Here is a 14,303-nt window from a genome sequence, read left to right as displayed (position 1 = left end):
CTGACTCACCTGCCCGAGGCGGCAACGTGTCCGAACAGCGCTCATCGCGGTTTACCCACAAGGGACTGGCGACTCGTGGGCGCATCGTCGACGTCGCCGCCCGGCTCATGTTCGAGCTCGGCATCGCCAACACCAGCATCGGGCGGGTGCGCCGCGCCGCCGGAGTGGGCGGATCGCAGATGTCCCACTACTTCCGTGACAAGCGCGACCTGACCCGCCGCGTCGTCGCCGCGCGCCGCCACGATCTACGGACCTTCCACACTCAACCGGGGCTGGGTGCGCTCGACAGCTTCGAGGCGCTTCAGGCGTGGGCGGACGCCTGCGTGTCCGACGTCGACGCCGTATACCGCGTCGGCGGCTGCGTCTACGGTTCCTTGGCCGGCGAGCTGATCGAGGCCGACGACGAGATACACGCCGATCTCTCCGCCGGCTACGACGAGTGGATCGAGTTGTTTCGGGCCGGGCTCACGGCGATGCGTCGACGCGGCGACCTGCGCGCGGAGGCCGACCCGCGGCACCTGGCGGTGTCGCTGATCACCGCGCATCAGGGCGGCGCAATGATCACCTACGCCACCAACGACCCCGAACCGCTGCGGGTCGCCGTCAACGCTGCCGTCGAATACGTGCGCTCCTTTGCATCCGGGGCGGCCCTGGACACGAGCGGATGCATTGGCCCATAATATTGGGTTAGTTGGCCCAATCGGTGTGCTCGGCTCCTGTCGCCCTCCGCGCTTTGCAGATCGATATCCCAAGGCCTACAGACGATTTGGGAGGGGCCGCACGTGTCCGCCGCCAGTCCACCCCAGCTGCCCAGCGGGCCCGCCGTGGTGCGCGAACAACCCGCCGGGGACACCATGCGCGCCATCGTCCTGAACGGCTTCGGCGGCCTCGACCTGAAGCCCGGGCAGACGTTGGTGCTGCGCGGCGCGACGTCATCGCTGGGCCAGGCTGCGCTCAAAATGGCCGCCGCCGCCGGCGCGCGCGTCGTCGCGACCACGCGCAGCCGTGAGCGCGTGGCCATGCTCGAGAAGCTGGGGGCGTCGCGGGTGGAGCTGGAGAGGCGCGACCTGGCCACCCACATCGCCGGGGCCAAAACGATCGATGCAGTCCTGGACCTGATCGGCAACAGCACGATCCTGGACTCGCTCGACATGCTGCGCCGCGGCGGGACGGCCTGCCTGGCGGGGTGGCTCGGAGGACTCGACCCCATCGGCGATTTCAACCCGCTGCTCCGCATGGCCAGCGGCGTGAACTGGAACTTCTTCGGCAGCTTTGTGTTTGGGACGCCCGGCTTCCCCCTGTCCGACGTACCCCTACAAGACGTCGCGCGGCAGGTCGCCGAGGGCAAACTGCAAGCAAAGCCATCTCGCGTCTTCTCGTTCGACCAGATTCATGATGCGCACCGAGGATGGAGGCGGGCGAAGCCGGCGGCAAGATGGTCGTCGTGATCGACTGACATCCACTCAAAAGCTTTGTGTACGAACAAATCCGCTAAAGGGGAGGACACCGAGATGGGGCTAGCCTGGCAACAAGGCCCACTGGCGACCGGATCGGTGGGGCACTTCCTCACAGAGCAGCCGCTGCCGCCGCGACTGCTGTACGCCGAGCCGCTGCGACGGCGCATGCGGGTGTGCTTCGCGGACCGATGGATCGCCGACAGCGAGGACGTGATCCTGCTTCACGAGCCGGGCCGCTATCCCGTCGCCTACTTCCCCCGCGACGACATCGAAGAAGGAATCCTGACGCCAGAAGGGCGGGTCACCCAGCACCCTGACCTCGGCGACACCGCGTGGTTCGCCGCCAAAGTCGCGGGGCGAGAAGCGAACCACAGCGCCTGGCAGCACACCGCCCTGCCACCCCACGCTGCCGCGCTGGAGGGCCGATTGGCGTTCGCTTGGCGCGCCATGGACGCCTTCTACGAAGAGAACGAGCGCATCGTCGGGCACGCAGCCGACGCCTACCACCGCATCGACATCCGCTCTACCTCACGACATCTGGTGGTTCGGGACGGTGAGCGCGTGATCGCCGATACCAAGCACCCATTGGCGCTCTACGAATCGGGATTTGCGCCCCGTTGGTATGTGCCCCGCGAGAACATCGATGCATCCGCGCTCAAACTCGTTGAGCTACAGACCTTTTGCCCATACAAGGGGATTTGCTCGTATTACGATGTCGGCAGCCACAAGCGCGCCGCGTGGTCCTACCTCAACGCCTGGCCCGAGGTGGGCCGGGTAACCAATCTGGTGTCCTTCGAACCGGACAAGATCGACGTATACCTCGACGGCACGAAGCTATACCTCGAGCCCGGCCAGACCGTGATCCCGCACGGCGTCGACCGAGGGCTCGACACCGACGAGGTGCTCCGGAAAACACCCCTGGGAGCGATCCGATGAAGACGCTGTTGGAGGTCGTGATCCTTCCCGTCACAGATCCCGACTCGTCTCTGCGCTTCTACCGCGACCAGGTCGGCTTCAACCTCGACGTCGACTACGCACCGACGCCCGAATTCCGCGTCATCCAGCTGACTCCCGGGGGTTCGGCGACTTCGATTCAGTTCGGCGTCGGCCTGACCGAAGCGCCCCCGGGATCGGTGCGGGGCCTGTACCTGGTTGTTCCCGACATCGGGCGCTACCGCGCTGAGCTGATCGAACGGGGGGTGGCCGTCGGCGACATCCGCCACAAGGACGCCGAAGGGGGCTGGCGCGGTGGATTTTTGCCGGGCCCCGATCCCGGCCGCGGCGATTACGCCAGTTTCGCGGACCTACGCGACCCCGACGGCAACTCCAACCACGGCGGCCGTCGCCGCGCTCTGGTGGCCGGTCGCCGGGATGGCGCTGATCTGCCTGTGCCTGATCGTGTACCTGCGCCCTGACGTGCCCACGCTGAAGAAGGTCGAGCGATAACCATGCCGACGGCCGCGCCACCCGTAGTCGTTTTCGACGTCAACGAAACGCTGCTCGACATCGATTCCCTGGCACCGCTTTTCGGCGAGTGGTTCGGTGACGAGCGGGTGCTTCGCGAGTGGTTCGCCCAGCTCGTCATGTACTCGATGACGGCCACCCTGGCGGAAAGCTATGTGAATTTCTCGGCCCTGGCCCAGGGTGTGCTGCGCATGTTGGGTGACATCCATCACGTGGGCATCGGCGACGAAGACCTGCGCCGCCTCAAGGCGGCCTTCCTGACGATGCCGCCGCACCCCGACGCGCCCGAAGGGCTAGCCGCACTGCGCGACAACGGCTTTCGCCTCGTCACCCTGACCAATTCGCCGCCCAACCCCGACGGAGCGACGGCGCTGGAAAGCGCGGGATTGGCCGGGCTTTTCGAGCATCGATTGAGCGTCGATGCCTGCCGCGCGTTTAAGCCGGCCCCGGCGGTGTATCGCTACGCGTGCCAGACGCTCGGGGTAGCTCCCGCCGACTGCATGATGGTGGCAGCGCACGTCTGGGACACCGTCGGCGCCCAAAACGTCGGCTTCAGCGGTGCGCTGGTCACTCGGCCGGGCAATCCGCCGCTGCCCGTCGACGGACTCCCGCAACCCGACCTCGTCGTGAGTGACCTCCGCCAGCTGGCCGAGCGCCTCATCGAGCTAAGGGGATGAGTTCGAGGACAACGCCAGATGTCGCCCTGTCAGGCCGACTCTCGCATGGACAATGAGGGCCGCGGCCGCAAGGATCGTCAACGGTGACAGCAGAAGAAGGCGAATACGACGTCGCGGTGCTCGGCGCCGGGCCGGTCGGACAAAACGCCGCCGAGCGCACCCGGGCGGCTGGGCTGAGCGTCGCGGTGGTCGAGCGCGAACTCGTCGGCGGCGAATGCTCCTACTGGGCGTGCGTACCACGTCCGACGGCGAGAGGCAGGCGTTGGGCGCGCGTCACGCGGTCGTCGTCTGCACCGGAAGCCGGCCCATGCTCCCCGACCTGCCCGGCGTCGCGGAGGCCCGACCGGCTCGACGTCGACGACACGTGCCGGGTGCGGGCCGTCGACGTGGAAATCGGCGACGTCGTCATGGGAGTTAAGCTCTACGCCGACGGGTACACGGGCCGGGCGCGCATGGTGGTCGACGTCGACCGGGGCCACCTGCTCGGCCTGACCCTGGTCGGCCCCGGCGTCACCGAGGTGCTGCACTCGGCGACCATCGCCGTCGCCGGCCAGGTGCCGATCGATCGGCTGTGGCACGCCGTACCGTGCTTTTCGCGATCAGCGAGGTGTGGCTGCGACTGCTGGAGGCCTACCGGGATTCGTCCCCGCGGGGCGATTGACGACAGGAGAACCCATGGCGACATCAGAGGGATTTCACCCCGACTTCGACCGCGCCGCGACCGAAGTCGGGCGCAACCGCGTGCACCACGTCAAGGCGTCCGACATCAGCTCCGACACCGCGCAATCGGAGGGGTTGCGGCGTTTCGCCGCGCTGAGCGGCTCGTCGGTCGGGGCGGAGAAGCTGTGGATGGGAGAGACACACGCGGCGCCGGGAGCCGCCTCGTCGAACCATCACCACGGCGAATCGGAAACCGCGATCTATGTCCGAAGCGGCAACCCGGAGTTCGTCTTTCACGACGGCACCCAAGAGGTGCGCATCTCCACCGCGCCGGGCGATTACGTTTTCATCCCCCCGTATCTGCCGCACCGGGAGGAAAATCCCGATCCCAGCACGCCGGCCGAGGTGGTCATCGCGCGCAGCACCCAGGAGGCCATCGTGGTGAACCTGCCGGCGCTGTATCCGCTCTAAAGGCGTTCAGTAGACGGCGATTTCGACGAGATTGCCGTCGATGTCACGACAGTAGTGAGACGTCATCGCTCCCAAGGCGCCGGTCTTGGTCACCGGACCGGAGAGGATCTCCACCCCGCAGTGGGCCAGGTGGGCGCGCACGTCGTCGGGGCTGCTGCGGGTGACGAAGCACAGGTCCGCCGAACCGGCCGCCTCCACCGAACCGGTGACCCACTCCGGATCGCCGGCCAGCGCCCCGACCGGTCGCAGGTTGAGCTTTTGATCCCCGAAGCGCAGCGCAATCCTGTTCGTGGGCCCGAACGTGTCGCGCCGCATGCCCAAAACCCGCTCGTACCACGACGCGGTGGCCTCGACGTCGTTGCAATTCAGGACGACGTGATCGATCCGTTCCACCGCGAATCGCACCCTCATCCCTCCTGGCTGTTCTGCAGCTGCGTCGTCAGCGCGGTCGCCAGGTCGTCGGCGGCCCGCGAGTCGAGCGGCTGGTGGCCGAAAATCATTCGGTACCAGAGTAATCCGAACGCCTGGTCGACTGCCGCTTGGGTGGGCCGGAGTCCGTGGAGCTGGCCGCGGGCCCGCGCCCGGTCGAGGATGTGGGCCAACTCGTGGCGCCGGGCGGCGGTGAACGCCGCCAGCCGTTCCATGGTGGCGCCGTCGGCCAGGGCCTCGCGCAGCACGCCCAGGAGCAGGCGGCGGTTTTCGGGGGCGGCGGCGAACGTGGAGCGCAAAAACTGCCGCAGGTCGGTGTGCAGATCGCCGCTGTCGGGGGTCGGCGCGACCCGCCGCGCGCGGTCGATCATCGCGTCGAGCAGCACCTCGCTTTTCGTCGGCCACCAGCGGTAGATCGTCTGCTTGCCGACGCCCGCCCGTTCGGCGATGGCGCCCACCGTGATGGGCGGGGAGTCGGCGGCGGCGAGCAGCTCGGCGGCCGCGTCCAGGATCGCCCGGCGCGCCGCGTCGTTGCGCCGGCTTCCGGTGTGGGGCCTGCGCTGGGTCGCCGTCACAACCTGAAGGTTAGCGTCCCCATTGACGAGACCGCTAGTCTCGACAATGCTGGTGGGCATGACCGCGCACCCGTCCACCCGCAAGCGTCGCCGCGTCGGCTTCTTCCACCGCCATATCGCCAACCCGGTGACCCGCCGGCTGCCCACGCAAGTGTTGCTCGAGACGACCGGCCGGGTCAGCGGGCGGCCGCGACGCACCCCGATCGGCGGGCGCCTCGACGGCGACGTGTTCTGGCTGGTGTCCGACCACGGCGAGGCTTCCGACTACGTTCGAAACATCAAGGCCGACAATATGGTTCGGCTTCGCATCCGCGGCCGCTGGCGCACCGGGACCGCGTTGCTGTTGCCTGACGACGACCCACGGGCCCGGTTGGCCAAACTGCCGCGCCTCAACAGCGCGATGGTGCGCGCGCTGGGCACCGACTTGCTGACGATCCGGATCGACCTGGATCGAAAGTGAGGCGCCGCTCGCTCAGCTGATTCTCACCGATTTCTTGGCTCGCGACGCGCTCGGCTCCAAGCATCCGCAAAGCCGCCGGCCGCACCATCGACCTCATGACGAGTGAGTCGCTTTGCGCCGACCTGATCGAACGCTACCTGCGCACGCGCGGCAGCCGCTATTTCCGCGGCCAGCACGACGGCGAATTCTTCTACGTCGCCAACACCCGTCCGCGCCGGCTGCACGTCCACCTCGAGGCCTGCCCCGCGCACGGCGACGTGCTGATCGTTCGCGTGATGCCGTCCTGCTTCTTTCCCGCCACCGACCGGCCGTGGCTGACGCACTTCGCCGACATCTGGAACTCACAGAACCGCGAGGTCGTCGCGATCGTGCACAACTCGACCGATCCGCAGCGCATCGGCATGATCGCGCGCCGGTCGCACTGGATAAGGGACGGCGTGTCTTTCGAGGATTTCGCGTCGTTCGTCGACGGCGCCATCGCCGACGCAATCGAACTCTTCGCTCAGTTGGCTCCGGTCGTCGAGTTGCCCTCGGCGCCACAGCCGTTGCTGCGCGACGCCGGCTGACACGTCAGCCGGGCCGGGGCTCGCTCTGACGAGGACTGTTTCCGGCATCACCCCCGGGTTGCTCTCCCCCGCGGCAACCGCTGAGGTTTGAGGCGGACGTCACAGCGGCTAGCAGCACCACATGCGCGACGACGACCGGCAAAGCACCGAAAACCGGCCCGACTCAACATCCTGCCGCTGCCGGCCAAGGTCGTCACCGAGGTGCTCGAGCCAATCGACATCACCGACCAGTTCGGCGCCGACGCCGACGTCGCCGAGGTCGATGCCCACGTGCGCGCGGTGATGCAGGCCGTCTGGAGTTATGTCGACCAGCTCGGCATCGCACGAGCCGACCGGCGCGCTCACCGCCGCCTTCACCGAATACATTGCGCGGCAGTGGTTTCCGCTCAGACGGCCAGCACCGCGTCCAGCGCCGAGTAGAACAGGCCCAGCCCGTCGTCGGACGGGCCCGTCAGCGCCTCGATGGCATGCTCGGGGTGCGGCATCAACCCCACGACGCGGCCGTCGGCCGAGCTGATGCCGGCGATGTCGCGCAGCGAGCCGTTGGGGTTGTCGTGATAGCGGAACACCACCCGGCCCTCGCCCTCCAGCTCGTCGAGCACGTTGTCAGGAGCGACGTAGCGCCCCTCGCCGGACTTCAGCGGCACCAGCAGGTCGGCGTCGGGCTCGAAGCGCGACGTCCAGGCGGTCGAGTTCGACGTCACCCGCAGCCACACGTCGCGGCAGACGAAATGCAACCCCGCGTTGCGGGTCAGCGCGCCGGGCAGCAGGCCGGCCTCGCAGAGCACCTGAAAACCGTTGCAAATCCCCAACACCGGCATGCCCCGCCCCGCGGCCGCGACCACCTCCGCCATCACCGGGGCGAACCGCGCGATGGCGCCGGCGCGCAGGTAATCACCGTAGGAGAAGCCGCCGGGAACCACCACGGCGTCGACCGCCTTGAGGTCGGCGTCGGCGTGCCACAGGGCGACCGCCTCGGCGCCGATGCGCCGCGCCGCGCGGGCCGCATCGACGTCGTCGAGCGTGCCCGGAAAGGTGATGACGCCGATCCGTGCGGTCACTGCGCCTCCCGGCTGATCGTCCAGTCCTCGATCACGGTGTTCGCCAACAACGACTCCGCGATCTCGGCCAGCGTGGCGTCGTCGACGGTGTCGTCGACCTCCAACTCAAAACGCTTGCCCTGGCGCACATCCGAGATCCCCGGGTGCCCCAGGCGGCCCAGCGCGCCGACAATCGCCTGGCCCTGCGGGTCCAAAATCTCCGCTTTAGGCATCACGTGCACGACCACCCGGCTCACCGGCGCTCCTCCTGAAGGGTTTGGGCTCGCCACCCAACTCTACCGGCGGCGCGCCGGTCACGGGCACGAGGCGATATAGGCGTCGCACAGCGGGGCGGCCAGGGCGTTGAGCACCGGGTCGTCCGTCAGCACCGGCCAGGGCACCTGCGGCGGCCCCGATTCCCACAGGGTGAGCTCGCTGATCGTGCTGCTCGCCGGGTGCGCGACCAGGTAGGTGTGCACGACGACGGGCCCGCTGATCACCGCGGCCATCCGGACCGGTTCGTCGGTGGTGATCGACGGCGACTCCTCCGGCGCGCCGCGCTGGCAGGCGCGCAGCGCTGCGACGGCGTTGGCGAACACCGACGTCGCCATGGCGCCGCCGCGGGCCGTGTCGCCGCGCCAATGCAGGATCAATGCCTGCAGCTGCCACTGCCCGTCCGGGTGGGTGACCGTCGCCCGGGCCGCGACCGCCGAATTCCGGGCGTCCTGCGCCGGCGCGGACCCGCACACGTCCTCGAACCGAAAACGGGGGCTTTCCGCCCCCGTTGTCTGCACCGCCACGCCCGCCAGGGCGGGCCAGTTGTACGCCGAGTCCAGCGGCACCGCACGCGGCCGAATCCACGCCGTGTTCGGGATCTGGTCGCACACCGCCGGGCAGGTTTCCGGCTCCGCGTGGGCCGGCACCGTGACGACGAGAGCGACCGCGAGGCCGCTTACAACCAGAATCGTCGCCAGATTCACCCGCATCGGCATCACCTCCGTCGGGGCACAATCGTAGACATGCAACTGACGCATTTCGGCCATTCGTGCCTACTGGCGGAGTTCGACAACACCCGTCTGCTGTTCGATCCCGGCACCTTTGCGCACGGCTTCGAGGGGATCACCGGCCTGACGGCCATCGTAATCACCCACCAGCATCCCGACCACGTCGACGTCGGGCGGTTGCCGGCGCTGCTCGAAGGCAACCCCGGCGCGGCGCTGTACGCCGATTCGCAGACCGCCGAGCAATTGGGTGAACCGTGCCGGGCGGTGCACGTCGGCGACTCGCTGCAAATCGGTGAGGTGACCGTTCGGGCCGTCGGCGGCCGGCACGCGGTGATCCACCCGGAAATCCCTGTGATAGAGAACATTTCGTATCTCGTCGGCGACGGTGGGCACGCCGCCAGGCTGATGCACCCCGGCGACGCGCTGTTCGTGCCCGACGAGCCGGTGGACGTGCTGGCCGCGCCGGCGGCCGCCCCGTGGATGAAGATCGCCGAGGCCGTCGATTACCTGCGCGCCGTGGCGCCGGCCCGCGCGGTTCCCATCCACCAGGGCATCGTCGCCCCGGACGCCAGGGGCATCTACTACGGCCGGCTCAGCGAGATGACCAGCACCGACTTCCAGGTCTTACCGGAGGAAACCGGGGTCACCTTCTAGCGCGAGCAATCGGAGCTAGGTGATGTCGTCCGCGGCGCCGCGGCCCGCGGCACGCCCGGAGAAGATGCAGCCGCCGAGGAAGGTGCCCTCCAGCGCCCGGTAGCCGTGCACGCCGCCGCCGCCGAACCCGGCCGCCTCGCCGGCGGCGTACAGCCCGGTGAGCGGGGTGCCGTCGCCGGTGAGCACGCGGCCGGCCAGGTCGGTCTCGATGCCGCCCAACGTCTTTCGGGTCAGAATGTGCAGCTTGACCGCTATCAGCGGGCCGGCCTTCGGGTCGGTCAGCCGGTGCGGCGCCACCACCCGGCCCAGCCGGTCCCCCAGATAGTTGCGGGCCGCCCGGATCGCGGTGATCTGGCCGTCCTTGCTGAACCTGTTGGCCACCTCGCGATCGCGGGCGGTGACCTCGGCCTCCACCGTGGCGTAGTCCAGCGGCTCGACGTCGGGCAGCTTGTTCATCGCGGTCACCAACTCGCGCAACGAATCCGCGCTGACGAAGTCCACGCCCCGGTCGACGAACGCCTGCACCGGTCCCGGTGGGCCGGAGCGGGCCCGGGAGCGGATCAGCTCCCGAACGCTCTGCCCGGTCAGGTCGGGATTCTGCTCCTGACCGGAAAGCGCGAACTCCTTCTCAATGATCTTGGCGTTCAACACAAACCAGGTGTAGTCGAACCCGGACTTGGTGATGTACTCCAGCGTGCCCAACGTGTCGAATCCGGGATACAACGGCACCGGCAACCGCTTGCCGGACGCGTCCAGCCACAGCGACGACGGCCCGGGAATGATCCGGATGCCGTGCAGCGGCCAGACCGGGTCGTAGTTCGTGATGCCCTCGGTGTAGTGCCACATCCGGTCGGGGTTGATCACCCGCGCGCCGGCCTGCTGCGAAATCGCGATCATGCGGCCGTCGACGTGGGCGGGCACCCCGCTGAGCAGCTGTTCGGGGACGCGGCCCATCCGCTGCGGCCAATTCTTTCGCACCAGGTCGTGGTTGCCGCCGATGCCGCCGCTGGCCACGATCACCGCCGAGGCCCGGAACTCGAACTGACCCACCGCCTTTCGTGACGACGCGACACCGCGCGGCGCGGCCGACGGCTCGAGCACGGTGCCCCGAACGCCGGTCACCGCGTCGCGCTCGACTATCAACTCGTCGACCTGATGGCGGTGCGCGAAGCGCACGGTCGAGCGGTCGCGCAGCCGGCGGGCGAAGATCTCGACCAACGCGGGCCCGGTGCCCCAGGTGATGTGGAAGCGAGGCACCGAGTTGCCGTGCCCCTGGGCGTCGTAGCCGCCGCGCTCGGCCCAACCGACGAGCGGGAAGAGCTTCAGCCCGCGGTCACGCAGCCAGCTCCGCTTCTCACCCGCCGCGAAATCGACGTAGGCATGGGCCCATTGGCGCGGCCAGTAGTCTTCCGGCCGGTCGAAGGCCGCGGTGCCGAGCCAGTCCTGCAGCGCCAGCTCGTGGCTGTCGCGGATGCCCAGGCGGCGCTGTTCCGGGCTGTCGACGAAGAACAGCCCGCCGAACGACCAAAATGCCTGCCCGCCCAGGTTGGCGCTGTTCTCCTGGTCGAGGATGAGCACCCGCAGGCCGCGTTCCACCAGCTCGCAGGCGGCCACCAGGCCCGACAGCCCGGCACCGACGATGATCACGTCGGCGGGAAACGCCGCGGCCGAAGAATCGCTCATGTCGGAACAGGGTAGTGCCCCGCCCCGAGGCCCCCTCGGACGCTGGGGGTCAGGCGGCGTCGAGCGCGGCCCTGTCGGGCCGCCAGTGGTACAGCGTCGGCGCGCAGCCGTGCATCGCCGCGAGGTCGACGGCGTCCAGCATCGCCTGCAGCGGGCCCGGTTTGCGCAACTGGCGAGCGGCCACCGCGACGCGCACGACGCCACCTCGGCGCGCGATCCGCTCGGCCGACAGCACGACCATGCGGCACCACCACGGCTCGGTCAAAAAGCCTTCCCCGATGCCGAGCACCCGGGCGCGAACGGTCTGGTGACGGACCAGGTCGGTCACCCCGTGCAGGTCGGCCAGCAGCCGAAAGCCATTCTGCGGCAACGCCTTTACAACCCCCGGTGACACCACCCAACCCGGCGCCGCAAACAGCCGGGTGCGCAGCCCGAGGTGTTCGAGCACGCGGTCGGCGGCCATCAGCCGCAGGTTCGCCTCGTGGGCGCGCAGGATGGCGAATTCGCCGCGGCGCTTCTTGGTGGCGGGGTCGTCGTAACCGTGCAACACGATGGCGTCGCCGCCGGCGCGCCGGGCGGTCAGCCACTCGACGGTGTGCGGGTCGCGGTCGAGCCGGTAGTCGCCGGACAGGCGCGGGGCCACCAGCAACGACACGGGCACCTTACGGGCATCCATTTGTGCGCAGAACGCCTCGACGTCGGCAAGGGTGCGCTCACCGATCCCGGAGACCGAGACGATCAATTTTCCAGACACACCCGCAGTGTGACGATTCCAGGTGTCGGGACGGTGAAGGACACGCAGACGGCAGGCGTATATCGGCCCCGGTCAGGCGTGCGAAACGGCACATCGGGCGACTCGATCGCCACCGCGGCCACGGCCGCGACACCGGGCTGGCCAGCAAACCGACCGCCGTCGGCGCCGGCGAACGATTCGATATGCTAAGCAACGCTATGGAGAAGGCCCGTTCAGCAGCGGCCGACACCCCGCCGGCCATCGCCCCCACCGCGCAGCCGGAAGCGCGCGTGTATCCGGAAAAGCTGGACGCCGCCCTCCTGCGGGTCTCCGGCGTGTGCCTGCTGGCCACCGTGATGGCGATCCTGGACATCACCGTCGTCGCCGTCGCGCAACGCACGTTCATCGCCCAATTCGGCTCCACCCAGGCCGTCGTCGGGTGGACCATGACCGGCTACACGCTGGCGTTGGCGGCCGTCATCCCGCTGACGGGCTGGGCCGCCGACCGTTTCGGCACCAAACGGCTGTTCATGGGATCGGTGGCGGCCTTCGCGCTGGGCTCGCTGCTGTGCGCGGTGGCGTCGAGCATCGTTCAGCTGGTCGCGTTTCGGGTAGTGCAGGGCATCGGCGGCGGGATGTTGATGCCGCTGGGGTTCATGATCATGACCCGCGAGGCGGGTCCCGGGCGCCTCGGCCGCCTGATGTCGATCCTCAGCATTCCGATGCTGCTCGCGCCGATCGGCGGGCCGATCCTCGGCGGCTGGCTGATCGACACGTCCAGTTGGAGATGGATCTTTTTGATCAACCTGCCGATCGGGGTCGTGACGCTGGTTCTGGCGGCGATCGTGTATCCGAAAGATCACCCCGCGCGGTCGGAGACCTTCGACGTCGTGGGTGGGCTGCTGCTGTCGCCCGGGCTGGCGACGTTCCTGTTCGCGGTGTCGTCCGTCCCCCGCTGCGGGACGGTGGCCGATCGTCGCGTTTTGATACCGGCGGTCGTCGGGCTGGCGTTGATCGCCGCGTTCGTCGTGCACGCAGGGCGCCGCGCCGATCACCCCCTCATCGATCTGCGGCTTTTCCAGAACAAGGTGATCACCCACGCCAACGTGACGATGGTGCTGTTCGCCACCGCATTCTTCGGCGCGGGCCTGCTGCTCCCCAGCTACTTCCAGCAGGTGTTGCACCAGACGCCGATGCAGGCCGGCGTGCACATGATCCCGCAGGGACTCGGCGCGATGCTGACCATGCGGCTGACGGGACCGCTGGTGGACCGGCAAGGACCGGGCAAGATCGTCCTGGTCGGCATCGCGCTGATCATTGCGGGCCTGGGCGCCTTTGCATTCGGTGTGGCCACGCACGCCCACTACCTGCCCACGCTCTCGGTGGCCTTGGCCATCATGGGCCTGGGCATGGGCTGCACCATGATGCCGCTGTCCGTGGCGTCGGTGCAGGCGCTGGCGCCGCATCAAATCGCGCGCGGCACAACGCTGATGAGCGTCAGCCATCAAGTGGGCGGTTCCATGGGAACCGCCCTGATGTCGATGATCCTGACCAACCAGTTCAACCGGAGCGAAAACATCGTCGCGGCAAACAAACTCGCGGCACTTCAACAGCGGGCGGCCGCCACCGGGGTGCCGGTCGACCCGTCCGCGATACCCCCGCAGGCAATCGCCCCCGGCTTCTCCGACGGCCTATTGCACGACCTTTCCCACGCCTACACAACGGTGTTCGTCGCCGCGGTCGTGCTGGTAACGTTCACCGTCGTCCCGGCGCTGTTTTTGCCGAAGAAGCCGGCGAGCCAAACCGCCGGCGTCGATTAGCCGTCGAACAGCATCGTCGCGATCCGCATCACGGTGTCCATCGGGTCGGCCCGCCGGACCCGATCGTTGACCGCGTCGTTGAGCCACAGCATCGAAAACCCGTGCACCAGTGACCATGCCGCCAGCTGAGCCGCGGCCGGGTCGGCCCGCGCGTTGGCGTCCCGCAACGTCGCGACGCCGCGGGAAAGTTCCGCCCCGGCGGCGGCCTCCGCGGCGGCGAGCTCGGCGTCCGCGGCGTCGAGCAGCGACCTGTCGAACATCACCCGGTAGTGGCCGGGATGCTCGAGGGCGAACCGGACGTAGGCCAGCGCGGCGTCGGTGAAGTTTCCGCGGGCCCCGGCCAGCGCGTCGGCCAGCAACCGGAATCCCTGCGTGGCCAACGCGGTAAACAGCCCCCGCCGATCGGTGAAGTGGTGCGCGGGCGCGGCGTGTGACACCCCCGCGCCGCGGGCCAACTCGCGCAACGACACCCCGTCCGCGCCGCGCTCGGCCACCAGTCGCGCGGCCTCGGTGAGGATCACCGCGCGCAGGTCGCCGTGGTGGTAGCTGGGCCGGTTCACAGCCGCCAGCATACCGGCGCATCTTGACAGTGCCTAGATCGTGGCCTACG

Annotated in this window: 17 protein-coding genes and 3 pseudogenes; 12 read left to right on the top strand and 8 right to left on the bottom strand. The window is 68.8% G+C overall.

The window, feature by feature from the left end:
- Window positions 1-26: 26 nt before the first annotated feature.
- From AWC19_RS30600 to AWC19_RS13475, 7 genes and pseudogenes are all read left to right on the top strand, one after another.
- Complete coding sequence (locus AWC19_RS30600; protein WP_245848954.1) at window positions 27-680, top strand: TetR/AcrR family transcriptional regulator; 654 nt, start codon at window positions 27-29, stop codon at window positions 678-680.
- 198 nt (window positions 681-878) lie between these two features.
- Window positions 879-1,456: pseudogene (locus AWC19_RS13505) on the top strand (zinc-binding dehydrogenase); the annotation flags it as partial.
- Between the two features lie 55 nt (window positions 1,457-1,511).
- Entirely contained in the window at window positions 1,512-2,393 is an 882-nt protein-coding gene (locus AWC19_RS13500; RefSeq protein WP_085078574.1) for a DUF427 domain-containing protein, read from the top strand.
- On the top strand, window positions 2,390-2,872 hold the full coding sequence (locus AWC19_RS13495) for a VOC family protein (RefSeq protein ID WP_142281154.1): 483 nt from the start codon (window positions 2,390-2,392) through the stop codon (window positions 2,870-2,872). Before AWC19_RS13500 ends, AWC19_RS13495 begins: the two co-directional genes overlap by 4 nt.
- 33 nt (window positions 2,873-2,905) lie before the next feature.
- Window positions 2,906-3,598, top strand: a complete 693-nt coding sequence (locus tag AWC19_RS13485; RefSeq protein ID WP_085078573.1) for a haloacid dehalogenase type II — start codon at window positions 2,906-2,908, stop codon at window positions 3,596-3,598.
- An 83-nt stretch (window positions 3,599-3,681) separates the two neighbouring features.
- A pseudogene (locus AWC19_RS31395) lies at window positions 3,682-4,259 on the top strand (FAD-dependent oxidoreductase).
- Window positions 4,260-4,273: 14 nt separating this feature from the next.
- Window positions 4,274-4,729, top strand: a complete 456-nt coding sequence (locus tag AWC19_RS13475; protein WP_085078572.1) for a cupin domain-containing protein — start codon at window positions 4,274-4,276, stop codon at window positions 4,727-4,729.
- 6 nt (window positions 4,730-4,735) lie between these two features.
- Here the strand turns inward: AWC19_RS13475 and AWC19_RS13470 are convergent, their stop codons facing one another.
- Window positions 4,736-5,140, bottom strand: a complete 405-nt coding sequence (locus tag AWC19_RS13470) for a VOC family protein (protein WP_211284921.1) — start codon at window positions 5,138-5,140, stop codon at window positions 4,736-4,738.
- Window positions 5,137-5,733, bottom strand: a complete 597-nt coding sequence (locus AWC19_RS13465; RefSeq protein WP_211284920.1) for a TetR/AcrR family transcriptional regulator — start codon at window positions 5,731-5,733, stop codon at window positions 5,137-5,139. Before AWC19_RS13465 ends, AWC19_RS13470 begins: the two co-directional genes overlap by 4 nt.
- 58 nt (window positions 5,734-5,791) lie before the next feature.
- Between AWC19_RS13465 and AWC19_RS13460 the strand changes: the two genes are divergently transcribed.
- The 3 genes and pseudogenes from AWC19_RS13460 to AWC19_RS30595 all read left to right on the top strand — a co-directional run.
- Window positions 5,792-6,193: a nitroreductase/quinone reductase family protein gene (locus tag AWC19_RS13460; RefSeq protein ID WP_085078569.1), complete on the top strand. Its 402-nt coding sequence runs from the start codon at window positions 5,792-5,794 to the stop codon at window positions 6,191-6,193.
- Window positions 6,194-6,288: 95 nt separating this feature from the next.
- Complete coding sequence (locus tag AWC19_RS13455; RefSeq protein ID WP_085078568.1) at window positions 6,289-6,759, top strand: YbjN domain-containing protein; 471 nt, start codon at window positions 6,289-6,291, stop codon at window positions 6,757-6,759.
- 171 nt (window positions 6,760-6,930) lie between these two features.
- Window positions 6,931-7,047, top strand: a pseudogene (locus tag AWC19_RS30595) (glycerol acyltransferase); the annotation flags it as partial.
- Between the two features lie 98 nt (window positions 7,048-7,145).
- On the opposite strand, the gene purQ reads toward AWC19_RS30595, so the two are convergent.
- The 3 genes from purQ to AWC19_RS13435 are packed head-to-tail and all read right to left on the bottom strand — an operon-like array spanning window position 7,146 to window position 8,842.
- Entirely contained in the window at window positions 7,146-7,820 is a 675-nt protein-coding gene (gene purQ, locus AWC19_RS13445) for a phosphoribosylformylglycinamidine synthase subunit PurQ (RefSeq protein ID WP_085078566.1), read from the bottom strand.
- Window positions 7,817-8,056: a phosphoribosylformylglycinamidine synthase subunit PurS gene (purS, locus tag AWC19_RS13440; protein WP_085078565.1), complete on the bottom strand. Its 240-nt coding sequence runs from the start codon at window positions 8,054-8,056 to the stop codon at window positions 7,817-7,819. The genes purQ and purS overlap by 4 nt, the downstream gene beginning before the upstream one ends.
- Window positions 8,057-8,113: 57 nt before the next feature.
- Window positions 8,114-8,842, bottom strand: a complete 729-nt coding sequence (locus tag AWC19_RS13435) for an ATPase (RefSeq protein ID WP_211284918.1) — start codon at window positions 8,840-8,842, stop codon at window positions 8,114-8,116.
- On the opposite strand from AWC19_RS13435, the gene AWC19_RS13430 reads away from it, so the two are divergent.
- Window positions 8,819-9,457, top strand: a complete 639-nt coding sequence (locus AWC19_RS13430; protein WP_085078564.1) for an MBL fold metallo-hydrolase — start codon at window positions 8,819-8,821, stop codon at window positions 9,455-9,457. The genes AWC19_RS13435 and AWC19_RS13430 overlap by 24 nt on opposite strands.
- 15 nt (window positions 9,458-9,472) lie before the next feature.
- Here the strand turns inward: AWC19_RS13430 and AWC19_RS13425 are convergent, their stop codons facing one another.
- Both AWC19_RS13425 and AWC19_RS13420 read right to left on the bottom strand, forming a co-directional pair.
- Window positions 9,473-11,140, bottom strand: a complete 1,668-nt coding sequence (locus AWC19_RS13425) for an FAD-binding dehydrogenase (protein ID WP_085078563.1) — start codon at window positions 11,138-11,140, stop codon at window positions 9,473-9,475.
- 49 nt (window positions 11,141-11,189) lie between these two features.
- Window positions 11,190-11,894 (bottom strand): DUF2334 domain-containing protein, encoded by a 705-nt coding sequence (locus AWC19_RS13420; RefSeq protein WP_085078562.1) that lies wholly within the window; start codon window positions 11,892-11,894, stop codon window positions 11,190-11,192.
- 182 nt (window positions 11,895-12,076) lie between these two features.
- On the opposite strand from AWC19_RS13420, the gene AWC19_RS13415 reads away from it, so the two are divergent.
- Window positions 12,077-13,693, top strand: a complete 1,617-nt coding sequence (locus AWC19_RS13415) for a DHA2 family efflux MFS transporter permease subunit (RefSeq protein WP_245848950.1) — start codon at window positions 12,077-12,079, stop codon at window positions 13,691-13,693.
- Here the strand turns inward: AWC19_RS13415 and AWC19_RS13410 are convergent.
- Window positions 13,690-14,253, bottom strand: coding sequence for a TetR/AcrR family transcriptional regulator (locus tag AWC19_RS13410; protein ID WP_085078616.1), 564 nt, complete (start codon window positions 14,251-14,253; stop codon window positions 13,690-13,692). The genes AWC19_RS13415 and AWC19_RS13410 overlap by 4 nt on opposite strands.
- Between the last annotated feature and the right edge of the window lie 50 nt (window positions 14,254-14,303).

This window comes from Mycobacterium palustre (assembly GCF_002101785.1).
Taxonomy (GTDB): domain Bacteria; phylum Actinomycetota; class Actinomycetes; order Mycobacteriales; family Mycobacteriaceae; genus Mycobacterium; species Mycobacterium palustre.
This window is presented reverse-complemented; position numbering and strand designations above follow the sequence as displayed.